The 26,836-nt window shown below is 60.0% G+C and carries 22 protein-coding genes; 13 read left to right on the forward strand and 9 right to left on the reverse strand.

From position 1 onward, the window contains the following. Positions 1-352 precede the first annotated feature (352 nt). Together HDF15_RS19400 and HDF15_RS19405 are read right to left on the reverse strand one after the other, a co-directional pair. Positions 353-676 carry a hypothetical protein gene (locus HDF15_RS19400; RefSeq protein ID WP_184258534.1) on the reverse strand — a complete coding sequence of 108 codons (324 nt, stop codon included), beginning with the start codon at positions 674-676 and terminating at the stop codon, positions 353-355. A 56-nt stretch (positions 677-732) separates the two neighbouring features. Next, complete coding sequence (locus HDF15_RS19405; RefSeq protein WP_184258536.1) at positions 733-2,457, reverse strand: hypothetical protein; 1,725 nt, start codon at positions 2,455-2,457, stop codon at positions 733-735. 425 nt (positions 2,458-2,882) lie between these two features. On the opposite strand from HDF15_RS19405, the gene HDF15_RS19410 reads away from it, so the two are divergent. From HDF15_RS19410 to HDF15_RS19420, 3 genes are all read left to right on the forward strand, one after another. Beyond that, complete coding sequence (locus tag HDF15_RS19410; protein ID WP_184258538.1) at positions 2,883-4,919, forward strand: ABC-F family ATP-binding cassette domain-containing protein; 2,037 nt, start codon at positions 2,883-2,885, stop codon at positions 4,917-4,919. A 231-nt stretch (positions 4,920-5,150) separates the two neighbouring features. Further along, the gene (tnpA, locus tag HDF15_RS19415; protein ID WP_184258540.1) at positions 5,151-5,603 is read left to right on the forward strand and encodes an IS200/IS605 family transposase; all 453 of its coding nucleotides are present in this window, start codon (positions 5,151-5,153) and stop codon (positions 5,601-5,603) included. Between the two features lie 257 nt (positions 5,604-5,860). Beyond that, positions 5,861-6,784, forward strand: a complete 924-nt coding sequence (locus HDF15_RS19420; protein ID WP_184258542.1) for a ketopantoate reductase family protein — start codon at positions 5,861-5,863, stop codon at positions 6,782-6,784. 70 nt (positions 6,785-6,854) lie between these two features. Here HDF15_RS19420 and HDF15_RS19425 read toward each other — a convergent pair whose 3' ends face one another. After that, a complete protein-coding gene (locus HDF15_RS19425) occupies positions 6,855-8,111 on the reverse strand; it encodes an acyltransferase (protein WP_184258544.1) in 1,257 nt (418 codons plus the stop codon). Between the two features lie 185 nt (positions 8,112-8,296). Between HDF15_RS19425 and HDF15_RS19430 the strand changes: the two genes are divergently transcribed. The 3 genes from HDF15_RS19430 (at position 8,297) to HDF15_RS19440 (ending at position 12,897) form a co-directional block, all read left to right on the forward strand. Continuing rightward, positions 8,297-8,722, forward strand: coding sequence for a DUF3052 family protein (locus tag HDF15_RS19430; RefSeq protein ID WP_184258546.1), 426 nt, complete (start codon positions 8,297-8,299; stop codon positions 8,720-8,722). Positions 8,723-8,814: 92 nt separating this feature from the next. Next, on the forward strand, positions 8,815-11,691 hold the full coding sequence (gene ppc / locus HDF15_RS19435) for a phosphoenolpyruvate carboxylase (protein ID WP_184258548.1): 2,877 nt from the start codon (positions 8,815-8,817) through the stop codon (positions 11,689-11,691). 84 nt (positions 11,692-11,775) lie between these two features. Continuing rightward, positions 11,776-12,897 (forward strand): esterase family protein, encoded by a 1,122-nt coding sequence (locus HDF15_RS19440; RefSeq protein ID WP_184258550.1) that lies wholly within the window; start codon positions 11,776-11,778, stop codon positions 12,895-12,897. Positions 12,898-13,187: 290 nt separating this feature from the next. On the opposite strand, the gene HDF15_RS19445 is transcribed toward HDF15_RS19440, so the two are convergent. The 3 genes from HDF15_RS19445 to HDF15_RS19455 all read right to left on the reverse strand — a co-directional run bounded on the left by HDF15_RS19445 (position 13,188) and on the right by HDF15_RS19455 (position 17,214). Beyond that, positions 13,188-14,867, reverse strand: coding sequence for a carboxylesterase/lipase family protein (locus HDF15_RS19445; RefSeq protein ID WP_184258552.1), 1,680 nt, complete (start codon positions 14,865-14,867; stop codon positions 13,188-13,190). Between the two features lie 225 nt (positions 14,868-15,092). Further along, complete coding sequence (locus HDF15_RS19450) at positions 15,093-15,839, reverse strand: hypothetical protein (RefSeq protein ID WP_184258554.1); 747 nt, start codon at positions 15,837-15,839, stop codon at positions 15,093-15,095. Positions 15,840-15,891: 52 nt separating this feature from the next. Continuing rightward, positions 15,892-17,214, reverse strand: coding sequence for an MFS transporter (locus tag HDF15_RS19455; protein WP_184258556.1), 1,323 nt, complete (start codon positions 17,212-17,214; stop codon positions 15,892-15,894). A 147-nt stretch (positions 17,215-17,361) separates the two neighbouring features. Here HDF15_RS19455 and murQ point away from each other — a divergent pair, with 147 nt between their 5' ends. Beyond that, positions 17,362-18,276, forward strand: a complete 915-nt coding sequence (gene murQ, locus HDF15_RS19460) for an N-acetylmuramic acid 6-phosphate etherase (protein ID WP_184258558.1) — start codon at positions 17,362-17,364, stop codon at positions 18,274-18,276. 256 nt (positions 18,277-18,532) lie between these two features. Here murQ and ruvB read toward each other — a convergent pair whose 3' ends face one another. Together ruvB and HDF15_RS19470 are read right to left on the reverse strand one after the other, a co-directional pair. Further along, on the reverse strand, positions 18,533-19,606 hold the full coding sequence (ruvB, locus tag HDF15_RS19465; RefSeq protein WP_184258584.1) for a Holliday junction branch migration DNA helicase RuvB: 1,074 nt from the start codon (positions 19,604-19,606) through the stop codon (positions 18,533-18,535). A gap of 72 nt (positions 19,607-19,678) precedes the next feature. Then, entirely contained in the window at positions 19,679-21,517 is a 1,839-nt protein-coding gene (locus tag HDF15_RS19470) for a TonB-dependent siderophore receptor (RefSeq protein ID WP_184258560.1), read from the reverse strand. 112 nt (positions 21,518-21,629) lie between these two features. Between HDF15_RS19470 and HDF15_RS19475 the strand changes: the two genes are divergently transcribed. The 5 genes from HDF15_RS19475 (at position 21,630) to HDF15_RS19495 (ending at position 24,913) form a co-directional block, all read left to right on the forward strand. After that, positions 21,630-22,064, forward strand: coding sequence for a MarR family winged helix-turn-helix transcriptional regulator (locus HDF15_RS19475; protein WP_184258562.1), 435 nt, complete (start codon positions 21,630-21,632; stop codon positions 22,062-22,064). A 62-nt stretch (positions 22,065-22,126) separates the two neighbouring features. Continuing rightward, the gene (locus HDF15_RS19480) at positions 22,127-22,456 is read left to right on the forward strand and encodes an FmdB family zinc ribbon protein (protein ID WP_184258564.1); all 330 of its coding nucleotides are present in this window, start codon (positions 22,127-22,129) and stop codon (positions 22,454-22,456) included. Positions 22,457-22,614: 158 nt separating this feature from the next. Next, the gene (locus HDF15_RS19485) at positions 22,615-22,815 is read left to right on the forward strand and encodes a hypothetical protein (RefSeq protein ID WP_044177639.1); all 201 of its coding nucleotides are present in this window, start codon (positions 22,615-22,617) and stop codon (positions 22,813-22,815) included. A gap of 50 nt (positions 22,816-22,865) precedes the next feature. Continuing rightward, complete coding sequence (gene moaA, locus HDF15_RS19490) at positions 22,866-23,915, forward strand: GTP 3',8-cyclase MoaA (protein ID WP_184258566.1); 1,050 nt, start codon at positions 22,866-22,868, stop codon at positions 23,913-23,915. 437 nt (positions 23,916-24,352) lie between these two features. Then, a complete protein-coding gene (locus tag HDF15_RS19495; protein WP_184258568.1) occupies positions 24,353-24,913 on the forward strand; it encodes an energy transducer TonB in 561 nt (186 codons plus the stop codon). A 76-nt stretch (positions 24,914-24,989) separates the two neighbouring features. On the opposite strand, the gene HDF15_RS19500 is transcribed toward HDF15_RS19495, so the two are convergent. Further along, positions 24,990-26,036, reverse strand: coding sequence for a hypothetical protein (locus HDF15_RS19500; RefSeq protein WP_260331189.1), 1,047 nt, complete (start codon positions 26,034-26,036; stop codon positions 24,990-24,992). A 162-nt stretch (positions 26,037-26,198) separates the two neighbouring features. On the opposite strand from HDF15_RS19500, the gene HDF15_RS19505 reads away from it, so the two are divergent. Continuing rightward, a partial coding sequence (locus HDF15_RS19505; RefSeq protein ID WP_184258570.1) for an IS5 family transposase occupies positions 26,199-26,836 on the forward strand: 638 nt, incomplete at its 3' end.

Consider the following 26,836-nt stretch of genomic DNA (forward strand, 5'->3'; position numbering starts at 1 on the left):
ATAGAGGTAAAGCCGTTAGGCCCAGGGCAATTGCCTTGAAATCCTCAGCGCTGAAAATACAGAGGGAGAACATAAAGATAGAGACAAGCACCAAACTAAGCCCCGCAGGGGCGACGCCATACCAGCCCAGGGCGTAGCCCTGGGTTAGGACCGCCGCAGTAGCTAAGCCCTGAAGGGGCGACCTATCGTGCTGCCACCGATAGATCGCCCTTTCAGGGCTCAGAATTCTATTGGCCTGTAACCCAGGGCTACGCCCTGGGCTGGTATGGCGTCGCCCCTGCGGGGCTTAGGATTGGTGTTACCCACCAGGCATTCGTTTTGGCACTAAAAATCAAATGGGATTACCCTGCAACTACGCCCGGTAGTCGCGATAGTGCAGCAGCTCGCTCACACCAATCCACACGTCCAAAAGTCCGATTCCGCTTACGATCCCACGCACCCAGCCGTGTTGCAGCATCGCGTCAAGCGAGGGGTGCGCCAGCAGCCAGCCATTCTGGTCCCAATAACGCGGCCACCAGGGCAGCAACGACAGGATTCCGCCGATATAAAAGCAGAAGATAACCAGCACAATGAGGCTCAACCGCTGTAGCCACACCGGCGCGGGCGCCGGATCTTCGTTCTTCTGGGCGGGTTGCACGGGCCGGGTCTCGGAAAAAAGATGCTGCTGTGAAGACATTGCTCTTTATCCAAGTTAGCAGGGCAAGGCAGCCGCTGTCTTTCATTTTGAACAGCTCAATGCTTCGGAGGCTGCGGGAAACCCTTCCGCGCCGCGGCCTTCGCCTTCAAATCCGCCTTCATCTGCTCGGGCGTTTCATTCGAGGTGCCATTCAGTGCCAGCCCAAAATTTACATCACCCTTTGTGCCGCTAATCGATATCGGCAGTTCCAGGCCGGCTCCATTCTTCTTCAAAAACGGATCGACCCCCTTCAACAGCCAGGACTTCCAGCCCGACACCATCTGCGAGGCCGTCGCATCGGTGCGGACGTGGCCCTTGAACTCGAACAGGTTGCCATCCATCGAATAGACGCCATTCAGCAGTACCAGAGCTCCGGGAATCTTGTAGTGCAGGTCGTTCACGGTAATCACGCCATGGCCCAGGTTGAAGTGCGCAGTCATCTCCGATTGCACCTCAGCCTGGCGATCGCTGCCCGCCGCACCGGCCTCCTGGGGCCTGCCCTGGGCACGCATGCTCATCGAGTCCACGCGGTCCTGCACCTTGGGATTGCTGAATCCCACACTATGAATCGCAAAGTTCCCTGTCAGTTCTACCTTCTGCGCCACGCGCACGTGCCCAGGCGGAATGTGCAGCTTCGTCTTGAGCGTCAGGGCACCGTGCATCAGTGGAGGATCGGTCTTCACCCCGAGCTCCAGCATGTCCTCGATACGCGCATGGGGCATATCCACATCGAGCGCGATGTCGTGCCCCTGCCCGTGAATCATCTGCACTTTACCCCGAGCGGTAAAGTCCGAGTGCAACAGATGAGCCTGCACCGGATCGAGCGTCGTGTCGCCTGTGGAACCGTCGATGTAGGCGTGGAACGTTGTATGCAGCGGCACCGGATGGTTGCTGACATCCAGCGAAAAGTCCGGCGTATCCGTCGTTCCGTCGGCCGTGATGTTCCCGAGTTGTCCACTGAAGTGACCTGTCGACGACAGCATTCCGCCGATGCCTTTGATCGTGCTCAGGTCGGCGTGGCTGAAGCTGTAGTCACCGTCCAGCGGACTATCGCGCGGCTCCGCGCTGGCCCAGGGACCAAAGTGCCCGGTGGCATGAATCTGCCCCAGGGGCTTGGGATTGGTCAGATCAGCCTCATACGCAAACGGCTGGGTCGCGCCGACATCCGTCAGGATGAGCTTCTGGATGTCGAACTCCAATGGATCTTTCCCTGGCTTGCTCGTCTCGATGAAGAGCTTCACATCCTTGCAGGAGATCCTGTCTACCAGGAACGTAACCTTCGTCGGCGTAGCCCCTGGATCGTCGTGATGGATCAAGGGTCCACGCTGGTTCGCAGGCGGAATGTGCAGTTCCATGCCTTCGACGCTTACATGTTCGACGCGCATCGGTTGGTGCAACAGCTCCGTGAAGTTCGTCCGGAACGTGAAGCTGGCTACCGAAAGCATCGGCACATTGCTTTCATGGTCCGGCGCTGTGGGTCCCGCGATATAGCGTATGCGCAGGCCCCTTCCATGCACTTCAATCCCCTGCAGCAAGGAGATATTTAGTTTATCCAGCTCAACCGGTGAGTTGAATCGCTGGCTCAGTGCCGCTACCACACGTCCGCGGACGAGAGGCTCCTCGTTATGGATGACATAGGCCGCTCCGATCACAAGCCCTACCAGGACGACTACCACAGCCGTCAATGTCACCTGTACCCATCGCCTGCGCCACCAGCGCGGCGATCTGTTCACTGCGGCCCGTTCGGGCTCGGTACCACGCTGCGTCTCATCGTCGTTCATTTGTGCAAGGCTCCAATCTCCTTTCGATGCATTTAATAGCTGGGACGGCTAGCAGCTGCCTTTGCTTTTCTGGTTGTCATTCCTGCAGGGAATCTGCTGTTGCTCTTGTTTTTGCCTTTCTTGTTGTCATTCCGAGCGCAGCGAGCGAACCTGCTTTCTCCCGTTTTTTGCCAGCGCTACCACAAGCGACATGAGTGAGCCCAAACCAAGCTCCGGCTCTGGCGCGTATCTTCTGGGAGATATGAACAAAGAGCGGGAGGAAGCAGGTTCGCTCGCTGCGCTCGGAATGACAACCAGAAAAGCAAAGGCAAGAACAAAGGCAAAGGCAAGAACAAAGGCAAAGGCAAGAACAAAGGCAAAGGCAAGAACAAAGGCAAAGGCAAAAGCGCAAGGATGAGAAAGCAGTAATGAGAAAATAGAAATCGATGCTCCAACTCTCCGGCGCCGGCAAACGATTCGGCCAAAAACTCCTCTTTGATGACGTCAACTGGCTCATTACCCCCAATGAGCGCACCGGCCTGGTCGGTGGCAACGGCACGGGCAAATCCACGCTGCTCAAGATCCTCTCCGGCATGGAGTCGCTCGACTACGGCCAGCGCACCCACGTCCGGGGCATGACGCTCGGCTATCTGCCGCAGGACGGCCTCGCGCTCTCCGGCCGCTCCGTCTTCGAGGAGTGTCTCTCAGTCTTCGACGAGCTCCGCGACATGGAGAAGGAGTCCGAAGCGCTGACGCACATCCTCTCCGATGCCGACCCCAAGTCACGCGAGTACGCCGCTGCGGCCGACCGCTACTCCGAGATCGCCGACCATCTGCACGTGCACGACATCTACACGCTGGACGCGCAGGTAGGCGCGGTGCTCGGCGGCCTGGGCTTCTCGAAGGAAGACTGGCAGCGCCGGACGGAGGAGTTCTCCGGCGGTTGGCAGATGCGCATCGCGCTGGCCAAGCTGCTGCTGCAGAAACCTTCGCTGCTGCTGCTCGACGAGCCGACGAACCATCTCGATCTCGAATCGCGCAACTGGCTCGAAGACTACCTGCACAACTACGAGAACGCCTTCATCCTGATCTCGCACGACCGCTACTTCCTCGACGTCACGGTGAACAAGATCGTCGAAGTCTGGAACAAGCGGATGCACGTGTACCACGGCAACTACGAGAAGTACCTGACGCTGAAGGAAGAGCGCCGCGCGCAGATCATGGCCGCGTACAAGAACCAACGCGACCGCATCGAAGCCCTCGAAGCCTTCATCAACCGCTTCCGCGCCCAGGCCACCAAGGCCAAGCAGGTGCAGTCGCGCATCAAGGAGTTGGAGAAGATCGAGCGCATCGAAGTGCCGGAAGAAGAGGCGACGATCCACTTCAAGTTCCCGCAACCGCCCGCCAGCGGCCGCACCGTGATCGAGGTCACCAACCTGACCAAGCACTACGGCGAAAAGCGTGTGCTCGACAATGTGAGCTTCACCATCGAACGCGGCGACCGCATCGCGCTCGTCGGCGCGAACGGCGCGGGCAAATCGACGATGATTCGCATGCTCTCCGGTCTGGAAGAGGCCACGAGCGGAACCCTTCGGCTCGGTCACAACGTGCTGGCCGACTACTTCGCGCAGGACCAGTACAAGGTGCTCGACGGCAACGCCGAGATGCTCGACGACATCACCGGCTCCAACCCGCGCGTCGACGTAGTCACACTGCGCTCGCTGCTGGGCTGCTTCATGTTCACCGGCGACGACGTCTTCAAGAAGCTCGGCGTGCTCTCCGGCGGAGAGCGCAACCGCTACGCGATGGCCAAGATGCTGGTCTCACCCGCGAACTTCCTGCTGCTCGACGAGCCGACGAACCATCTCGATCTTCGCGCCAAAGATGTTTTGTTGGATGCCATCCGCGAGTTCAGCGGCACAGTCATCTTCGTCTCGCATGATCGTTACTTCATCGACGGTCTGGCTACGCGCGTCTTCGAGGTCGAAGACCGCCGCGTCCATATCTATCCCGGCAACTACGAGGACTACCTCTTCCGCAAGGGCGGCGGCATCCCCACGAACACCGCCGAGGCCAAGGCCAAGCTCACCACGGATACCGCAACCAACTCCCACATCGACGCGGCCACGGGCATGTTCAAACCCGTCAAGCAGGCAGGCAGTGCCGTGCCGGAGACTGGTACCAGCACGCACGAGCTGGAAGGCTCGCTGGCTCCTGTGACGGCGACACCCAAGACCAATGTCAAGCGCCTGAACCCCATCAAGCTGAAGCAGCTCGAAGACCGTGTAGCCACTATCGAGAACGAACTTCCCGACCTCGAGGCCCGCATTCTGGCAGCCGAACAACAGCAGGCTGCGTTCACAACAGCAGAGGCTGCACGAGCGATTGCTACGGAGCTCGATACCCTCCGCGAACAGCACGCCGCACGAACGGCAGAGTGGGAAGAACTGGCGATGCAGTTGGAAGAACAGACTACGGCCTGATGTTGCTCATTTTTAATGACAGTTTCACCATCACGAGGAATGAGCGGACAGATATGCCCGCGACAGAGTACGAAGTCACAATTGGCTGGAAAATTGAGGCTGGCTCAGGTCCACTGAACTCAGCACAACTCTAAGCCCCAAAGGGGCGACGCTATCCCAGCCCAGGGCGTAGCCCTGGGTCGTGACGTAGAGAAAAGACAGAGGGCTGAAAGCCCGATCTATCCTTTCACCATGGCACAGTCGCTCTCTTACCTACTCATCCACATCATCTTCAGCACTAAAGACCGCACACCCATCCTCGATGCCAAGATACGGCCAGAACTTCACGCTTATCTCGCCACCGTGGCCCGCAACGCGGACTGCGAATGCTATCGAGTGGGAGGTGTCGCAGACCACGTCCACCTCGCTATTCGCCTCTCTCGAACGATTACAATCTCGCAACTTGTAATGGAACTGAAGGCTTCATCCTCAAAATGGCTCAAAGTACAATCGTCCACCTTGGCTCATTTCACATGGCAGGCTGGATACGGCGCGTTCTCCGTCGGACCTTCGGATTTGGAAGTATTGCGAAGCTACATCGATACTCAGGAAGAACATCACCGAACCCGCACGTTTCAGCAGGAATATCTAACCTTCCTCAAGAAATACGGCATTGAATACGATGAACGGTATATCTGGGATTGAACGATAGATCGGGCCTTCAGCCCTCTAGCACTATTGGCCCTGTAACCCAGGGCTACGCCCTGGGCTGGGATAGCGTCGCCCCTTCGGGGCTTAGTTCGATACCAACCTCACCGTCGAATGGCCCGCTTACGATCGCGGCCTTTGGAATGTGGCTTTCGAACTAAATCGCTATTTTGTGAATACGCTATTCCGCTCGTGTTCATACTCTCACCTCATGCCTCTTGCTTCGGTAACATGGATGCAAGTAGGAGAACCTCATGCGCATTCTCATCGTCGGAGCCGGAGCTGTTGGCGGTTACTTTGGAGCACGGCTCGCCGCTGCTGGTCGTGATGTCACCTTTCTCGTCCGTGCCGGTCGCGCCGAACAATTGCGCCGCACAGGGCTGGTCGTCAAGAGCCCCCATGGCGACCTCGCGATGCAGCCGAAGCTGCTGCTCGCCTCCGAGATCGTCGAGCCCTTCGACCTCATCGTGCTCAGCACGAAGGCCTACTCGCTCGACGCGGCCATTCAGGACTTTGCGCCCGCCGTCGGCGCGCAGACCATGATCCTTCCGCTGCTCAACGGCATGCGCCATTTTGATATCCTCGTCGCGCGCTTCGGGGAGAGCGCCATTCTTGGCGGCTCGACCCGCATCGTCTCCGATCTCAGTCCCGAAGGCCATGTCCTCCAGTTCGGGCCGTGGCACGACATGGTCTTCGGTGAGCGCGACAAGAGTGTCACCCCGGGCATCGAGGCCCTGGGCGCTACACTGCAGGGCTGCGGCTTCCCAACCATGCTTTCGCCCGACATCCTGGCCTCTCTGTGGATGAAGTGGACGATGCTTTCAAGCCTTGCCGGCACCACCTGCCTGCTGCGCGGGACGATCGGAGAGATCGAAGCCGCTGCAGGCGGCGTGGAGACTGTGCGCGCTATCATCGCCGAATCGGCAGCCATTTCGGCAGCCAACGGCTATCCGCAGAAGCCGGACTTTCTAGAGCAACACACCGCCCGCATGACCGAACCGGGCTCCGCGCTCACGGCCTCCATGTTTCGGGATCTGCAAAAGGGTGCACCGGTAGAGGCCGACCACATCCTTGGAGACTTCCTCGCCCGAGGCCGCGCTCATGGCGTCGCAGCACCGCTGCTAGAAGCTGCGTATGTGCAACTGAGTATTTATTCGGCCTCGTTATCCCCGAAGTAAGCCGACCGGCAAGAATCCGGTAAGCCACGGAATGACGACCTGCACTTCGTCGTACGCGAAAAGAAACCGTTTATGTCGCAGCGGACTCCTGTGCCACGACAACCGCTTCTTGAGCTGTCTCGTCCTTCGTCACCGCATGCGCCAAAGCAGATCGCTGATGCATAAACTTGACTTCGACGTTGTGGTACAGCAGCGTCGCCAGACAGGTCGTCGCGATACCGACCACGCCAATCAAGCCCCAATATCGCAGCGGAGAGAGAGAGACAATCGGGACCCAATGGTCCAATCCGTGCGAGAGCACGTACAGCACAATGCCATGCGTCAGGTAGAAGCTGTAGCTTACCGTTCCCAGCAGGAACACCCCACGCAGCGAAAGGAAACCGAAGAAGTCGTTTCCTGCCGCCACAAAGGCAAAAAAGACAATCACAAACAAGAACTGCGGCGCATCGTAGTACTTCACCTTCAAAAGCATGGGAGCCGCCAGGCACAGCAGAGCGATGGGAGTCCACCGCCTCTGCCGCAGCACGGCAAGCCACTCCGGGGGGCATGTCTTGAACACGAACGCCAGCAACAACCCCAATCCAAAGCCAAAGCCGAAGAGGAGATCGAGGAAGAGCACGCCCAGCGCAACAGGGCTGGTTGTGTGAGGGTCGGAAGACATTCGGACGCCACGCAACGCCAGTGCAGCGTAGATGGCCAGCGCCGCTCCGACCCCGATCAGAATGCGATATCCCTTGAAGATGCGGTACAGCACGGGCAGCATCAGGTAAAAGAGGATCTCAAGAAACAACGTCCACGTTACGGAGGCGTTGATGTTTGGCACATCCTTCAGCCCGTTCATCGTTGGCGTAGGAATGAATACGAGCCACATCAGTAACTGCCCCAGAAACGTCAGCGGAGAGATGAGAATACGGAAGTGTGTGCGGACCAGGACCACCAACACGATCAACAGCGCCGAAACATAGTATGCCGGGGCCAGCCGGCGAAGGCGCTTTAGCAGGAAGCTGCCGTACCCTCCCACCCCATTATTTGCCAGGCATTTCGACCAGAACAGAAATGCGCTCATGAAGAAGAACATCTCAACCGATTCCGTTCCGGCATAGGAAAAGAAAGCCGACGGTGGCGGGTCCCACTTTCCTGTTTTGAAGGAAAAATACGAGACCAGAGCATGACAGGACAGCACGCTGACCGCCAGCAGCCCGCGCAGCGACTCCAGCGGAACGTTCAACTTCTTTGCATCCTGCCTGGTACCGCGCGACAATAGCGTCGCAACCCCAATCAAAAGACCAATCAAAACAAAATAAAATGCAGGAGAAGTGATTGCCATGAGTCGTTCCTTTGTAGTTCGGTGCAGAATGAGCGTACCAGCCAAACACACTTCTGCACTCTATAAATGAATTTTTTTTAACTTCTTCACGCTCCCCCATCAGAAACCTGCCCAGGCCAAGGACGCCTCACCTCGCCTGGCACGTTATACCCGTGGGTGTTACGCTCAACGGATCGCTCTCAGCCATGCCACAACCAACGCAGAAACGTACCGACTACTCCGGCACGCCGTTGCCGCGCAAGCTAGGTATTCTGCCGACAACCCCGGAACCGCGTGAAGTGGCTCTGCTGGCTGCGCCCGAAGGCTTCGAGCAGACACTGGGCGAGTTGCCTTCTTCCGTGCGCCTGAGCACACGCCTCACCGCGAAGACGTTCCTTGCGCTCTGCTTCATCCGATCGCTCGCCGATCTCGAAGCCACGGTGGACATCCTCGCCACGCAGCTGCCGGAGGGTTCCTCCGCATGGATCATTCATCCCAAAGCCGTGCATAAACCGGGTTTCAACCAGAATCACGTTCGCGACACCGCGCTCGCACGCGGCCTGGTGGACTATAAAGTCTGCTCCGTGAGCGAGGATTGGTCGGGGTTGAAGTTTGCACGCCGGAAGGCCTAGCAGCCTGACTCAGAAACAAAGGTTAGAAACAAAAGCAGGGACAACCGCCGGTCGATCTCTCTAAGTCATGCAACGGCATTGCATAATTAACTATGCCCTCGCTGTGGACACCGACTGATTGGCCTGCACGTCTTGCTGAACTCGAAGCGCGATCTGGCGACGAGAAACAAACCCCTCTGCGCCGCGACATCCGCTCGCTCGGCACGCTGCTCGGCCAGGTTCTGCGCGAGCAGGCCGGCGACGCCCTGTTCGACGCCGTCGAATCGCTGCGACGCATCGCCATCGCACGCCGCGAGGCCGAAGCCACCGGGGACGAAGCCGCTGGCCTCCGGCATCTGAACGAAGCCCAGGCCCTGACCCACGAGACCGCCGCCGATCCCACAACGGCCTATCGGCTGGCGCGAGCCTTCGCCTCTTACTTCGAGCTCATCAACCTCGCCGAAACCAACCACCGCAAGCGCCGCCGCCGCGCCTCCCTGCTGGATGCCGAGGCGACACCGCAGCGCGGCAGCCTGCGCGGAACACTGCGCCGGTTGCGCGCGACGGGCATCACCCGGGACGAAGCCCTGCGGCTGCTGGGACACATCTGCATCACCCCGATCTTCACCGCGCACCCCACCGAGGTCGCCCGACGCAGCGTGATGTTCAAGCGCCGCCGCATCTCCGACCTCCTTGAAAGGCTCGACGGAATCCTCCTGCCACCCTCGGAGTTCGATGCCCTCGAGAACGAGCTGCTGGCGGAGATCACCGCGCTCTGGCAGACCGACGACGTGCGTAGTGCACGGCCTACCGTACGCGACGAAGTGCGCATGGGGCTCGACTACTACGACGCCTCCATCTTCAGCACGATTCCCGTGCTCTACAAAGAGATCGCCAACGCCTTCGCTGCCGAGTTCCCCTCCGAGGCTGGGTTCCCCTCGGACGAAGGCCAGCCCTCCATCGCCGAGCTTCCGCTGGTCGTCAGCTTCGGCTCCTGGATCGGCGGCGACCGCGACGGCAACCCGTTCGTCACCGCGCAGACGACCTGTGATTCGCTCGCGATGTCACGGCAGCTGCTGCTCGACCGCTACCTCACGCAGTTGCAGGACGTCTTCGAGCAGCTGGCCTCCTCCACCAATCAGGCACCCATCTCGGTTGCCCTGCAAGCGCGCCTCGACAAATACCTGCAGGAGTTGAGGGCCGCTGGCCACGCCACCATCCAGGACCACATCTCGTATGAGGCTGTGCGCCATATGATCGCGTGCATCACACTGCGCCTGGGCGGTTCGCCACCGGCAACGATGCATCGCAACCTTGGACTGACAGGAGATGCAACGCTGCAGCCCTATCGCAGCGCGGCTGAGCTGCTGGACGATCTCTCGCTGCTGCGCGATTCGCTCGCGGCCAATCGCGGCCTGCGGCTGGCACAGCTCTTCATCGACCCGCTACTGCTGGAGGTACGCACCTTCGGCCTGCACCTGCAGACACTGGACATCCGCCAGCACGCACGCGTGCACGAGGTGGCCGTCGATGAGTTGAGCGCCTGGCATAACACTGCGTCGTTGCAACTCCCCGCTCCGCTTTCGCCACAGACAGCAGAAGTATTGGCGACCTTCCAGGGCGTTGCCGAGGTCAAGCAGCGTGCGCCACAAGCTATCGCGCAGTATGTCATCTCCGGCGCGAGCACCGCGCAGGATGTCCTTCGGGTCCTATGGCTCGCGCGGCTCGGCAATGTCCACGTAGAGGGCGGCGACGTCGAACAAGGACGCGATCCCGGCCTGCAACCGGTTCCATTGTTTGAATCCATCGAAGACCTGCGCAATGCGCCGGACGTGTGCCGTGAACTGTGGTCGAGCGAAGCCTTCAAGCCCCTGCTGGCCGCGTGGAACGGTCGCCAGGAGGTCATGCTCGGCTACTCGGACTCCAATAAGGACGGCGGCATGATCGCCAGCACCTGGGAGATCTGGAAGGCGCATCGCGCACTGCATGAGGTTGCCAGAGAATGCGGCGTAACCCTGCGGCTCTTCCATGGCCGTGGCGGCACAGTAGGCCGTGGCGGCGGCCCAACACATCGCGCGATCTACGCGCAGCCACTCGACAGCTTTACCGGCGAGCTGCGCATTACGGAGCAGGGCGAAGTGCTCAACTGGAAGTACTCGGATGTCGTACTGGCCGAGCGCAATCTTGAGCTGATGATCGCCGCCTCTCTGGACGCTCTGGCGCGGCCCGACCTGCACGCCGCGAAGGACGAAAGCGCGCACCTCACCGGCGCCATTCTCCCCGAGTGGGAGGCCGCGCTCGACGAACTCAGCGCGACCTCGTTCGCGTTCTACAAGCAGCACATCATCGACAACCCCGAGATCTTCACCTACTTCGAGCAGGCCACGCCGGTCGCCGAACTGGAGCACGCCCGCATCGGCTCACGGCCGGCCAAGCGGACCGACGGCAGCGCCTCGAAACAGCGCAGCATGGCGGACCTCCGCGCGATTCCGTGGGTCTTCGGCTGGATGCAGTCGCGGCACGTCGTTCCGGCGTACTTCGGCGTCGGCTATGCGCTGGAAGCCTTTATCAGTGAGAACCCGAAGGGCCTCGAACTGCTGCGCGGAATGATGCGCAGCTTCCCGCTGTTTCTCGACATGATCCGCAACGTGGAGATGGCCCTGGCCAAGGCCGACTTCGGCATCGCGAAGCTCTATGCCTCGCTGGTCGAGGACGCGGCCCTGCGCGATCGCGTCTTTGCGACACTCGAATCCGAGTTCGATCGCACACGCCGCATGGTGCTCGCCGTCACCAGTCAGACCGAACTGCTGGAGCGCGATACGGTCCTCAGCAACTCAATCCGCCTGCGTAATCCTTATGTCGATCCGATGAGCCTCCTGCAGGTCGAACTGCTGCGCCGCAAGCGCGGCGGAGAGAGCAGCGAAGAACTCGACCGCGCCATCACGGCGACGATCAACGGGATCAGCGCGGGGCTGAGGAATACGGGCTGATTTAAACAAATCTTTAATGCAGAGAGCGCCGAGGTTTCGCGAAACCTCGGCGCTCTCTGCATTAAAAGCGATACACTTCCGCACATGGCTCGCTTGCTCGCACTTGTCACGCTCCTCGCTGCTTCCGTCACAGCCTTCGCACAACAGCCGTCTACACACCAGGTCAATCCTGACGGCTCTATCACCTTCCGTTACGACGATCGCTCGGCCACCAAAGTCGCTCTTACGATCGACGCCTTCCCCAAGCCCCTGCCTCTCACACGCGACGAGAACGGCCTCTGGTCCGTTACGACAGCAGTGCTCCCTCCGGAGATCTACGGCTACACCTTCGTGGTCGATGGAACGCCCAAGCTTGATCCCGCCAACTCCAACGTGCGTCCGAACTATGTCTCGTTCAGCAATAACGTCACCGTGCCCAGCACTCCGCCGGCACCGTGGGAACTGACCGCCATTCCGCATGGCCGGGTCGATCACCACATCTACACCACGCACATCGTCAAGAACCTCCCCGAAAATCAGAACGCCTACGTGGTCTACACCCCTCCCGGATATGACGCCAAACGCAAGGGCGGCTACCCCGTTCTCTATCTGTTGCATGGCTGGAGCGACAACGAAACCGGATGGACCGCGGTCGGCCATGCGGACCTGATCCTCGATTCCCTGATCGCCTCCGGAAAGGCTGTGCCGATGATCGTCGTGATGCCACTCGGGTATGGCGATCTTAGTTTTGTGAACAGCGGTTTCTCCGTCTGGAACGATAGCGCCAAGGTCGACGAGAACCTCTCGCTCTACTCCCAGGCGCTTGAGGCCGAGGTGATCCCTGCGGTCGAACACGAATACAACGTCGCTGCAGGCCGCAATCACCACGCCATCGCAGGCCTCTCGATGGGAGGGCTGGAGAGCCTCACCATCGGCCTGAACCACCCCGACCAGTTTGCCTACGTCGGCGGGATGAGCTCTGCTCTGGAGGGCCGGCACTTCAACGAACACATCCCCGGTCTCGACGCTAAGAAAGCAAACCTGAGCCTGCTCTGGGTCGCCTGCGGCACCACCGACCACCTCATCGCGCCGAACCGCGAGTTCATAAGCTGGGCCAAGACAAAGGGCTTTGACGTGACCACTGTTGAGACTCCAGGAGCGCATACCTGGCTCACGTGGCGCGACAATCTCGGCAACTTTGCGCCGTTGCTGTTCCGGTCGAAGTAGCGGTTGGAGCTATTCAAAACTTTTCATGGAGCGAGTCTCGTTAAGGGCACGGGTTTACCCGTGCCGTAGGACCCTGCCAGAAATTGGGCTTCAGCCCCTGAGGGAATGAGGCAGAGCGTCGGCGAGAATCTGTACCCAGGCAGAGGAAGACTTTACCTCAGCGGCTAAAGCCGCGTGCCACTGCGGACTTGTACGGCACGGGTAAACCCGTGCCCTTAACGAGACTCGCTCCATGAAGAGTTTAGGAACAGCTTCTTTGGAACTGCTCCCTACTTCCTGTTTCCTGCTCTCTACGTCCCTGGCTGCACATACGGCACCTGCCCCAGATACCGCCGCTCTTTCCCGCGCGGATCGTCCTCGATCCGCGAAGGCAGATCGAAGATCATCGTCGCGCGTTGGCTGAGGTCGTACGCCGGCCACTGCGGGGCATGAGGGTTATTCGGATTGCCGTTGCGCGCGAAGGCGATGTACGTCTCGCTGACGATCTCCACCATCTGTTGCGCCTGTGCCTTGTCGGCGTCGGAGCTGCCCACCATACCAGGCGATACCGCCACGTTATCGAAGGCCAAAGGAATATCCAGCGTGTGCGGCGCGCCGAAGCGTCCACCCTCCACCGGAGACTTCCAGTTCAACTGATAAACCCACGTGCGCGGCTGCGCGGCAGGATCGGCAGCACGTTGTTCAGCTTCAATCACCTGTCCACGCCACGAGCGCGAGTCCGTCGTCACCGCAAAAAACACATCGCTGGCCGAGTACTCCGGATGCCACTCGCGATACTTCGCAATCACCTCCGGCACCGGCAGCGAAACTGTGTCGCTCTTCAGGTAGGGAGCATTCTTCTCCAGCGCGCCCGGCAAGGTCTCCCACGTCAGGGAGAACAGCGCAGGTTGGCTACCGCCGATCAGCACACGTGTCTCATCGTGCATATTGCCCATGATCATCGGTACATCCACCGAGATCTTCGGATCGGTCGGCGAGAACGGATCGACCGGAAGCGAGCGGCCGTCGGTCACCGGGCCGTAGTAACCACCAGAGTGCGTCGCGGCCTGCAGCGTCGCCGTGGGCACTGTGCGCAGCACCTTCGCTACAGCTTCGGAAGTGGAGGTATCCAGTCCCAACACCTTGAGCACAGCTTTGGCGCGCTCCGAGGCATGTTCCGGCTGGGCTCCGGTCACCTGCTGGCCACTCATCGAGATCACGCGATGAAATAAGCCATGCGCCGGTGGCTGCGCCATCAGCGTTGCGCACTTGGCTCCGCCGCCAGACTGCCCAAAGATCATCACACGGGAAGGATCGCCGCCAAACTCGACGATATTGTCGCGCACCCACTGCAACGCGAGCACGAGATCCAACTGCCCGGCGTTGCCTGAATCCTCAAAGCCCTGTCCCGGCAAGAGCTGTGCGAGATACAGATACCCAAAGAGGTTGAGCCGGTGATTCACCGTAACGACCACGACGTCGCCACGCTTCGCCAGCCGAGCGCCGTCATACAGTGCCGCATTCACCGTACCGTTCGAGTACGCGCCGCCATGGATATAAAACATCACCGGCCGCTTCTTGCCATCGCGCAAACCCGGCGTCCACACGTTCAGGTGCAGACAGTCTTCACTCTCCGGCCCTTCGTCCGGCGGCAGATGATAGCCCGGCCTCTCCGCAATGGCAGCAGCATCCGCACGCCGGGGACGAGCCCCCGGAACCTGCGGAGCTCGTGGCCCCCACTCCAATGCATCGCGAACGTCGTCCCAGGGCACAGGAGGCTTCGGCGCAGCGAAGCGGGTCTGCGCGGTGTCCAGCCCATACGAGATGCCCTTGAAACAAACGATGCCTTCGCCCTCATCGCGGCCGCGCACCCTGCCCGCAGTCGTCTTCGCAACCAGTACATTCTTCGCCTTAGCCGCCAGCGCGCTGCGATCCAGCAATCCCACGGCCCCCAGCATCGCACCGCCGACCAGTACCTCACGCCTGTTCATCCTGAACTCCCTGCTTCGCTGTTTGTAGTCGAAGAGATTTCTTCGCTCTGACAACTTAGATCTCCGGACTGACAACTTGCAAGTTCGGAGCGCGAACAAAACAACAAACTTGACGCAAAGGACGCCAAGAGAGCCAAGTTTCGCCACGGTTCTCTTGGCGAAACTTGGCTCTTCTCTTAGCGTCCTTTGCGTCAGATTCTTTAGCGGCTGAAGGCAGCACCCGTGTCAGCTCGCGACCGGTGTAACCTTGACCGCCTTGTTGTCCTCGAACTCGATCTTGATCGGATGTCCACTGTTGTCGTACGTCACAGTGCGATTGCCGGTCGAGTCCGAGCTCGGCGTAATCACCTGGCCGAGCGACATCATGGCCTGGTTCTCGCTCATGCCCACCACGGCCTCATGCTTGTCGATATGAGCCCACATCTCCGGTCCCCAGTGCTTATAGAGCACATGCGGATCGTCATAGAAGAAGATCTCATCGCTCAGAAACGTGTAGTTGCCATTCTCGAAGTTGCCCACCGGCACGGCATACTCGGCCTTCGGATCGGCTGACTTCGGCAGCGTGAACGCGAGCAGAACATGATGCTCGCCAGCCGAGATGCGCGACACCGCACGTCCCTTCGGAGGCACCTGCTCGAAGACATCCTTGATCAGCAGCGGCTCTGCCCCTTCGAGCGTTCCTACAGGATGCGCATAGTCGGCATGATGGCTCGCGTAATGGTAATAGTCCATCTGCCCACCGGCACTCATCCAGATCGTCTTGCCGATCAGCTCGCGCTCATCCTTCAGCGAATCCGGGCGCTGCTTGCGCAGAAAGACCATATCGTCGGCGGAGAGCTTCGTCTTCTCATAGGGATTCTTGGCCACCGGCATCTCTTCATGGTTTGCCTTGTAGATCAACCCCACACGCACACCAATAGCGACAACAAACGCCAAGGTCACCGCTATTGAAATCTTCTTACCGTTTTCCATCCCTTCCTCCTGACTACTTATCTCTGTGATGCAAACGGGCTTCGCAAGTCGCTCAACCCACCGGCTCCATACTGCTGAACTGCTGCTCCACCGCGATCAGACTCTCCGCCGTCAGAGTATCCGCATGACGTAACGCGGGGAAGAACACGGACCAGACCCCCGTCACCATCATGCTTCCAATACCGCCGATGACTACGGCTCGGACAGCGCCCCACCAGTGCGCCGTCAAGCCGCTCTCATACTCTCCAAATTCGTTAGATGCGCCGAGGAACAACCAGTTCACGCTCGACACACGGCCACGCATCTCCGGCGGGGTGGCCAGTTGCAGAACGCTCGACCGCACCACGACAGAGATCATGTCGGACGCCCCGATCACAAACAACGCCGCACAACTCAGCCACAGATTGCGGCTCAATCCAAAGACCACCGTCGCTGCGCCAAAGATTCCTACGCACACCAGCATGGTCTTGCCCGCGCGCCGCCTGATCGGCAGGACCAGCAAGCCCAGGGAAACAAGCAGCGCGCCGAGGCTCGGCATCGCACGCAGCAAGCCCAGCCCATGCGGCCCCTCATGCAGAATGTCCGATGCGAAGATCGGCATCAGCGAAGCCGCACCGCCCAGCAACACGGCAAACAGGTCCAGCGAGATCGATCCCAGCAGCAGTCGCGTCTGCGCAACATAACGCAGGCCCGCAAGCATCGTCTCGACGGTGAAGCCCTTCTTCTCCGCCGCGCCGCGCGGGTGAATCAAGCTCATCAGCACGAGGTACACCGCAAACGCGCCGATCGTGAAGCAGTAGACCAGGGGCGCTCCCGCAAAGGACGCGTACTGTCCCCCAAAGAGCTTGCTTAGAGCCACCGTAAACAGCAGCCCACCCATCATCGGCCCGATAGCATTGGAGACCTGGAAGATGCTCGCGCCCCAGGTCACGGCGTTGACGAAGTGTTCCCTGGGCACCAGTGAAGGCACCAGCGAACTCGCCGCAGGCCCCGCGAAACATCTTCCTGTCCCGATGAGAAAGAGAATCCCATACACCACCCAGATACTGCCGATGCCATGCAGCGTAAGCCACAACAGCAGCCCGGTTGCGATTAGTTGTAGGAAGTAACAGGCCAACAGGATGTTGCGACGATCGTAGCGATCGGCCACGTGCCCCGCAGGCAGCACAAAGAACAGCCCGGGAAGAAAGAGCGCGAGGCCGGTATAGCCCAGAGCCAGCGCCGAGTGCGTGAGCTGATACACCTGCCACGCCACCCCCACCGATTGCGCCTCCGCACCCATCGTGCCGAGAGCTCGTGCCGCCGAATAAAACCGGAAGTCCCGCGACTGCCACGCCACCGTCGCGCTTAGAGTTTGTTTTTCTCCGTCATCCATGTCTCTTCTATGCTGACACATCGACAAGACAACAGGTTTACAAGCGACTCCAGCGGATTCCTCAAAGGAGAAAACCCTTGCGGTTTCCCCGTATAAAACCACGCGGCATCATTTTATGAAGCCCGGGAAGAATGAAATCGCTCTACCATGGAAAGGATGCAAGCCCCTGACCAACCCATCCTCGGTGCCCTCTTAACAGAGGCCCGCAATCCTGCCACCGAGCATCTTGACGAGCTGCCGACACTCGCCATGCTCGAAGTCATCAACGACGAAGACGCGAAGGTCGCCGGTGCCGTGCGCGCGGAGTTGCCGCAGATCGCGCGGGCCATCGATGAGATCGCAGCGCGCTTCGGCCGCGGCGGACGGCTCTTCTACATCGGCGCGGGAACCAGCGGTCGGCTCGGTGTGCTCGATGCCAGCGAGTGCCCACCAACCTTCTCCGTCTCTGCCGATCTGGTGCAGGGGCTGATTGCCGGAGGCGACTCCGCCCTGCGGCTCTCCAGCGAACACTCCGAGGACTCTCCCGAAGAGGGCGCTCGCGACCTGGCCGCAGCAAAGTTTGCGCAGGACGATACATTGGTCGGCATCGCGGCCAGTGGACGCACTCCCTATGTGCTCGGGGCTATCGCGCACGCGAAGAAGCTCGGTGCGTTGACGGTCGGACTCACCTGCGTGCCCGGCTCAGCGATCTCTCAGGCGGTCGATATTCCCATTACTCCCGCGACCGGGCCGGAAGTGCTGACAGGCAGCACGCGCCTAAAGGCCGGCACCGCCACCAAGCTCGTGCTCAACATGCTCTCGACGGGTGTGATGGTGCGGACAGGCACAACCTTCGGCAACCTGATGGTCAACGTTCGGCCCACCAATGCGAAACTCGTCGACCGTGCGCATCGCATCATCGCCGCGGCTACTGGATGCGATATGGAACGAGCTACAAGGCTTCTGGAAGAAGCGGGTGAGGATGTGAAGACAGCCATTGTGATGCAGAGGTTATCGCTCTCGCGTGAAGAGGCTGAGGCACGACTCGTTGCGGTTCATGGGGTGTTGGCAAAAGCGTTATAGAACGGTTTCATCTCCGATGCCAGGAGTAACTCAGATCGGCCTTTGCTTTCTTGTTGTCATTCCGAGCGCAGCGAGCGAACCTGCTTTCTCCCGCTTTTAACTCATGCCGGTACAAGCTACAGCCTTCTTGGTTTCACCCCTATTTTCTGGACAGTACGGACGAAGAACGGGAGACAGCAGGTTCACTCGCTGCGCTCGGAATGACAACAAGAAAAGCAAAAGCAAAAAGCGCATTCGTCCAATCAGCTTTGCCTCTCTACCCGAACAAGGTCGGCTTACGCGGCATCTCAATCCCCAGGTGCTCATACGCCAACCGCGTCGCCACACGCCCACGCGGCGTGCGATCCAGAAATCCGATCTGGATCAGGAACGGCTCATAGACCTCTTCCAGCGCATCCTGCTCTTCAGCCAGTGCCGCAGCCAGCGTATTCAACCCCACCGGTCCGCCATCGTACTTCTCGATGATGGTCCGCAGCAGCCGGCGGTCGAGCTCATCGAAGCCGTGCGCGTCCACCTCCAGCATCTTCAGCGCGGCCATGGCGGTCTCGCGATCGATCTTGCCTGACGCCCTTACCTGCGCATAGTCGCGAACGCGCCGCAGCAGCCTGTTGGCGATTCTCGGTGTTCCCCGCGAACGCATCGCAATCTCCGCCGCACCGTCGTGGTCGATAGGCACACCGAGCACCTCGGCCGAGCGTTCGACGACAAACCGCAGTTCGTCGTCGGTGTAGAACTCCAGCCGCAGCAGAATCCCGAAGCGCGAACGCAGCGGCGAGCTGAGCAGGCCGGGCCGCGTCGTCGCCGCGACAAAGGTGAACGGCTTGATCTCCAGCGTGTGCGTGCGCGCCGCAGGCCCCTGCCCGATGATGATGTCCATCTGGTAGTCCTCGAGCGCCGTATAAAGCTTCTCTTCGAGCACCGGCTGCAGACGATGGATCTCATCCAGAAACAGCACCTGCTTCTCGCGCAGGTTCGTCAGGATAGCGGTAAGGTCACCCTGGATCTGCAGCGCCGGACCGCTGGTCTGCTGGTATCCAACCCCCAGCTCGTTCGCGATGATGGTCGCAAGCGTCGTCTTGCCCAGCCCCGGAGGCCCGAACAGCAACACGTGGTCGAGCGCCTCGCCGCGCGACTTGGCCGCTTCCAGTGCGATGGCCAACTGTTCCTTGGCCTTCTCCTGCCCGATGAACTCCGCCAGCCACTTGGGCCGCAGCTTCAGTTCAAAGGCCGAGTCGTCCTCGACCTGTCCAGCCGAGACGAGACGCTCCGCCTCGGAGCTCTTGCGGCCGCTCTGGTTCAGGTCGAACTTTTTCTTGTTTGCGAAGTCCATCTGAGGCGAGGATACGGCGAAGACGCACGTGGAAGCAATCGTGCCGTGCAGATTCACTGCCAGATTTCACCTTCACCGCTTGTGCGAAAACACAAACTCGATCCCGCCCACAAAGCTGCGCCCCTGCATCTGCACATTGGCGATCTCCTGGTAGCCGGTATTGGCCAGGTTCGTCATCTGGAGATAAGGCCGGAATCGTCCTACTTCGCGCACCACCGACACATCCCACACCGCATAGGGAGCCTGTGGAGGCGCGGGCGCCTGCGTGTAGCGCTCCACCACTCCCAGCCGCGATTGCAGCAGCAGCCCATGCTTCAGGCTCCAGGTCCACTCCGCGCGGCCGTTGTTGACGGGGTAGTCGAAGACCGACTCCGACTCCAATCCGTGCAGCGAGCCTTGCGTTCCCTTGAGCAGCGTCCAGCTCAGCTTCAACTGCTGGCTGCCATTCAGCCTCCAGTTCAGAGAGCTTTCAATACCGGTAAAGTGCAGCGAAGGAATATTGGTCGCCTGCCATAGATCGGCGGGAGAAGCCCTTGTGTAATCAACCGTATTTTTCTGCGCCGAATAAAAAGCTGTGAGGGTCGCCGAGACACGGCCTGCGGGATACCAATCCACTCCGCCCTCGTAGTTCCATACAGACTCCGGCTTCAGGTTGGGATCGCCCAGCGTGGTGGGATCGCTGTAGTAGAGATCGAGATAGGTGGGAATGCGGAATCCATGCTCTACCGAGCCATGCAACTTGAGGGACTCCGGCAGCCAAAACGTGCCCGCAGCCATCGGGCTCGCTACCGCTCTGCCGCCGCTGAAGATCTGCTCACGCAGACCGCCCTCGATCGACCAGCGTCCCGGAACACGCCAGCTCACTTCGCCATAACCCGCGCCGCTGTTGCGTCCGTGGTAACCGAGGTTCGTGCTCGCAATCTGGTCGGTCGTCTCTTCCAGACCGGCGAGCAGCGTGGTGTTCTTGAAGATCTCACGCGTCTCCCGCACATCGCCTTCGAAGCCATCGTCGATGTGCTGATTCTTGTAGTAAGCCGGATCGTCGCGCAGCAGCACATAGATGTCCGAGTGCCGCCGATAGGCCACGTCAGCCGCCGTATGCTCGTCGAACTTCTGCGTCAGCGCAGCAAACCATCCCTTGGTCCGCTCCCACGAGTTGTAGTTGCCATAGAACTGATTCGCTCCATACGCGCGGTCGTTCCCGGCAAAGAGCAGATCGCTCGCTCCCAGAGCGGTCTTGAATCTCGTCTCGGTGCTCGCGTCCTCGGTCCTGTAGTCGCGGTCGTAGATGAACCCCGTCGAGCGTTCGCGATCACCCGCAATCACCTCGCTCCAACGCTTGCCCACCACCGATCCCAGCAGGCCCTCTTCGTCTTCGCCATAGCTGCCCGCTCCCCCGCGAATGCGCAGCGAGGTGACATCCGGCTCCCAGGTCGTGAAATCAACGACTCCACCAATTGCGTCCGAGCCGTAAAGCGTCGATCCCGCTCCATGCAGGATGTCGATATTCCCCAAGGCGGCCAGAGGAACGGGCAGATCGAGATTGAAGTGCGAGGTCTCCACGCTGTCCATGCGCAACCCGTTGAGCAGCACCAGCGTCTGCTCGAACGAAGCACCGCGCAATGAGATGTCCGCCATCACGCCTGCACCGGCACGCTGCTGGATGTCGACCGAAGAGTCCGTGCGCAGATAGTCCTCGATGTCCTGCGAGGCCAGTGGATGCTCCGAGGCATCGAGCGTCACAACGGTATGGGCTGATTCGCCAAGGCTTACCGGTTCTACATCTCCGAGAACAACCACAGTCGTGCTAACCGGCTGAATGGCCGGGGGCGTTTGCGGCTGGGGAGCCTGCTGCGCACACAGAGGCAGTACGGCAACAAAGACCACGGGAAGGTAACGCAGGCGAATCATCAATTCCAATCACTCCTTGGGACCTCTTCATCCTGCTTGTTGCTCTCCCGCAATACAACGATGGTTTCGTATCGACCTTGATAGTTGATCCTGTAAACTAAATCCACTTACGATGCGCATCGATGCCTTCCTCGCCGAAAGCCCCATGTTCGCGATCAGCCGCGCGGCGCGGCGGTTCAACGCCCTGGCCGCCCAGGTGCTTGCGGCTGACGGTCTCAGCTTCCTCGAAGGCCTGGTGCTCACAGCGATCTTCTTCGAAGCGCCTGCGTCCATCAAACCCTCGGAGCTTGCCGAGACCTTTGGCATGACGCGCGGCAACGTGAGCCACTGCGTCTCCTCGCTGGAGGCCAAGGGATTGCTGCAGCGAAAGATCGACCCGGAGGATGCCAGGGCCTACCAGCTCACCCTGAAGCCGCAGGGCAAGAAGTGCGCTCTCCATGTCATCGCGGCCTTTGACAAGCTTCAGAAAGAATTCGAAAAAGAGGTCGGGAAACCGGCCCTCGGCGAAACCCTCACCACGATTCGCAGACTGGAAGCGCTCTTCTAGAATTGGCCTGACGGATGCAGTTGTATCCTAGAGACTCAACCGAACCAGCAAGGAAACCCGCAATGCCGCTTTACGAGTATGAGTGCAGCCAGTGCCATCGTCGCACCGAGAAGATCCAGAAGTTCTCAGACCCCGAACTGACCGTCTGCCCCCACTGCGGCGGCCCACTCGCACGCACCATCACGGCTGCGGCCATCTCCTTCAAAGGCGGTGGGTGGTACAAGGACGGCTATGCCTCGGCTAAACCCGCGGCAGCAGGCGGAGACTCCTCAACATCCACAGCCTCGGATTCGAGCTCTGCGGCTCCGGCAACTCCTGCCGCCTCGACCCCGGCTCCGGCAGCGGCTCCCGCCGCAGCGCCGGCCGCGCCTTCTACCGCCAGCAAAAGCTAAACGAGCTTTCTGCTCGCTGGCGTTGTTGACCTTCCAGGGTCACTCCTACGTTTTGCCACAGGTACCGCGTTACACAAACAGGCACTCGCTGCGCTATCATGCAAGCCATGAGGCTGTATCGTTCGCTCCGCAAACTCGGGAACCAGGTCGAAGAGACCGTGAGTCTTCGCTCTCGTAATGACCACCACATCCTGCGCAACATTGGCTGGGTTTCGGCGGGCGTCACAGCGCTGGCCATCGGAGTCGTGGTGGGCCGCGAACTGCGTCAGCGCCACAAGTTCAACCGCCGTACCCCCTATGACTTCTATGCGCACTCCGGCGACGAGATCCAGGACGTCGAATTCGGCGTAGGCATTTAGTTCGGCAGCAGCAGTCAGCGGAGATCAAAGCGAAAAGCGTATCGTTGAGTATGCGCTTGCTTCCCATCCTCGGGTCTGAACAGCCGGCTACGGCTCTCCTTGACGGACGTCTGCGCGATAGCCACAACCGCACCATCACCGATCTCCGGCTCTCCGTCACCGACCGCTGCAACTATCGCTGCGTCTACTGCCGAACCGGCGAAGAGGGTGCTCAGTACTCCGAGCTTCCGATTGTGGACTACACCCGCATCCTGCGGGTCTTCGTCTCCCTGGGCATTGAAAAGATTCGGCTTACCGGCGGCGAACCGCTGCTGCGCCAGGGCCTGCTGGATCTCATCCGCGAGACCGCCCAGCTTCGTCCCGCCTTCTCGGATGCCCCTTTAGACATCGCCCTGACCACCAACGGACATCTGCTCGCGCCGCTGGCTCGTCTCCTGCGCGAAGCCGGTCTGAGCCGCATCACCGTGAGCATGGACGCAGTCGACCCCGAGACCTTTACCCGGATCACCCGCGTTCCCGGCAGCTTCGAGCGCGTGCGCGACGGCATCCGCGCAGCGCAGGACGCCGGGCTTGGGCCCGTCAAGGTGAACTGCGTTCTCATGCGCGGCTTCAACGACTCGCAGATCGAGGCCTTCGCGGAGTTCTCGCGGAACGAAGGCGTCATCGTTCGCTTCATCGAGTTCATGCCGCTTGAAGAGGGCAGGACGTGGGCTCCCGAGACCGTCATCCCCATGGAAGAGATCGTCACGCGTCTCAACGCCGTGCGTCCTCTGGTTGAACTGCCGCCCAATCACATCAGCGAGACCGCGCGCCGCTTCACCTTCGAAGATGGCCGCGGCGAGATCGGCATCATTGCACCGGTCTCGCGGCCGTTCTGCGGTCACTGCAGCCGTGTGCGCCTTACTTCCGACGGCAAGGTACGCACCTGCCTTTTCTCCCAGAGCGATCACGATCTCATCGGATTGATGCATCGCGGCGCCTCCGACGAGGACATGCGCTCGTGGATTCACCGCGTCATCGAACGCAAGGAAGCTCGCCATCACATTGGCGAACCCGGCTTCCTGAAGCCCTCCCGCAGTATGGTGCACATCGGCGGTTGAGTGGTTTCTGAGTGATGCGTGCGTTCGCGCTACCAATGAAATTCAACTCATAGGCTGTGGGTGCCGAGTTTTTGTTCCGCCAGGAACATGAGAAGGCCGACCACAGCTTTGGGCATTGCCGTTGTTTGTTTTTCGTCGTCATCCTGAAGCGAAGCTGAAGGACCCCCGCATTTTGGTGTGGCGACGAACTGCAAGGGTAGCCCCAATGCGGGGGTCCTTCGCCTACGGCTCAGGATGACGGCGAAAAACAAGCAACGACAAAAGACACTGCCCCTACCCGCGATCAAAAACAGACTCCTCCTCCCACAACCCCTCAATTTCCAGCCAAAACCCCATCACCTTGGGCAAACAAATTCGCCTGAAGAAAATTGTTGACAATCGCACATCGAACAATTTAAGGTGGTGTTGAGCACTTTTGGCTTAAAGGAGATTTCATCATGCGCCAAGTTCTAGTAGTAGCGTCTCTCGCCCTGCTTCCCGTTTTGGCCCACGCCCAGGTCAGCACCCCTTCGGCGAACCTCCAGGCCAATGCCACCGTTCAGCCCATCAGCTTTGTTCGCCCTGCCGTAGCAGCCGCTGTTGCACCGGCACCTGCTCCTGCTCCCAACACCCACATCGTGCGTCCTGCCCATGAGTACATTCAGGCAGACGTAGATCCGAGCTTCACCGAGGCCGCATTGCGCCAGGGTGGTACGCTCTCCTACACGATGAACGGCAGCAATCAGTCGATCGAGCCGGCGTCTCCTGTGCTCGTCCACGTGGTCGGAACACTCGTACCTCTTGAGCAGGCTTCCGTCGATAGCGACGTCAAGGTTCATCTCACCGTCGACGCACAGGGCATCCCGCACAACCTGGTCATTGCCAAGTCAGCAGGCGCCGAGTTGGACGCGAAGACCCTCGAAGCTGTGAACCAGTACCGCTTCAAGCCGGCCATGTTCAACAACCGCCCCGTCTCGGCAAACGTCACCGTCGAGATCAAGACCCAGAACCAGAAGTAAACTCTCCTCCCTGTTCCCTGTAAAAAGCCCCACGCGACAGTCGCGTGGGGCTTTTTCCATGCAATGAATCTGAGAACTAGGGACGACCCTTCAGTGCTGCTGCCCGCTTGGGTACAGGCCTTATGGCCTCAGCATTGTCATGCGCCGCCGGATGTACGCCGAAGTCCCATATCCCCAGGTTGACCTCCTGATCCGACAACACCTCGACCAGCGCATACTCGCCAACCTCCAGCGGAGCTGCCGGTGAGAGCTTCAGCCAATGGCCGCCGGTGAGCGTCTCCGCATGAACTTCGATCACGTCAGGCTGCCGCTTTGAATTCACCAGTCCGGGACGGAAGCTGTTCAGCACGCGCATGTCACCCAGAACACTCAGGCGCTCGATCTTATAGCCGCTCTTCTCTGCACCGCCCGCAGGTGTCTCACGCCCTGAGGCTCCATGCGTATCGACGGTGATCGTCCCCGAATCGGCGTCTGCGGAATCGTCGCTCCCCAGCCTGACATAGAAGACAGGAGCAGCGACGTGCAATTGAACATCCGAGTGATCGCCTGGGATATCCAGGAGGCGATGCGGACTGGACGCTGGATTGATCGCCGCTTTCAGCACATTATGCGCAGTCTCCTTATTCAGGTCGCCGCCCTGCTGCACGAGGGGGATCAACTCCGGAGCACTGTTGAAGGTGTCGAGCGCCAGCACGCTGAGCTCCTCCGGCAGTCGCAGGCCGGGAGCCACCTCGGGAGTGCGCGTAGCCCGGTCCGCCTCTTCCCTGGCCAGCTCAGGGCTCAATACCGGCCTGTCCTGCGTTGCGCCTGCTCCATGTTCCTGGGCCCACTTCGCTGTCGCGGGAAGATCTACCAGGGCAAGCGGGATGTCTTCGGTCTCACCATTGCGCTCGGCGCTGCGATACTGCACGACATCGCCTGAGACCTTATAGCTCAGCACCAGCTGATAGCTTCCGTCTTTGAGGATGAGGCGAGTCCGTTGGGAACTCTGTGAGCGAGTCGTGGCAGGCTGCTGAGAATGCGTTGGAACAGAAAGCGCGGCCAGGGTCAGCAGCAGGAAGAAGGTGCCCCATCTCCTGCGATGAAAGCAAAGATGCGTGACTACCATTCTCTTCCCGCTCAAGCTTCAGGCCTCCGAACCCATTAGATGCAGTGAGCATCGAGTTGGTCGAGATGTATGGCAGAGACAAATAGCATGCTGTGGCAAGGATCGAAAGGGCATGGCTTCACAGGTTGCGGAAAAAAGGGAGTTGCGCTTCTCTATTGATTAAATTATTGAAGAGAGATGCGTGGCGACGATAAGCAGCAGTTTGGAGTTTTTAGTTATGTGAGTGCGGAGGCCCGGATAGCGTCGGACCATCCTTTGCGGTCGATACGGAAGATGTTGGACGAGGCTCTGGAGGGTCTTTCGGGTCACTTCGACAAGCTATATGCGTCTGGGGGGCGGCCTTCGATAGCGCCGGAGAAGCTGGTGCGGGCGCTGTTGCTGCAGGCGCTGTACTCGGTGCGCTCGGAGCGGCAGTTGATGGAGCAGTTGAACTACAACCTTTTGTTCCGTTGGTTCGTGGGTCTGAACATGGACGACCCGATCTGGGACGTGACGGTGTTCACCAAGAACCGGCAGCGTCTGATCGCGGGCGAGGTGTCGGAACGGTTGTTGCTGGCGGTGCTGGAGCAGGCCCATGCCAAGCAGTTGCTCTCCCAGGAGCACTTCACGGTGGATGGCACGCTGATCCAGGCCTGGGCCAACCGTCGCAGCTTCAAGGAGAAGTGCGATCCGCCCCAGCGGGGCACAGGAGCACGGGGGCGCAAGTTGAAGCGCGACACGCATGAGTCGAGCACCGATCCGGACTCGCGGCTGTACAAGAAGAGCGCCTCGATGACGGCAGTGCCCTGCTATCTAGGCCATGTGCTGACGGAGAA

The sequence above is a fragment of the Granulicella mallensis genome, assembly GCF_014203225.1.
Taxonomy (GTDB): Bacteria; Acidobacteriota; Terriglobia; order Terriglobales; family Acidobacteriaceae; genus Granulicella; species Granulicella mallensis_A.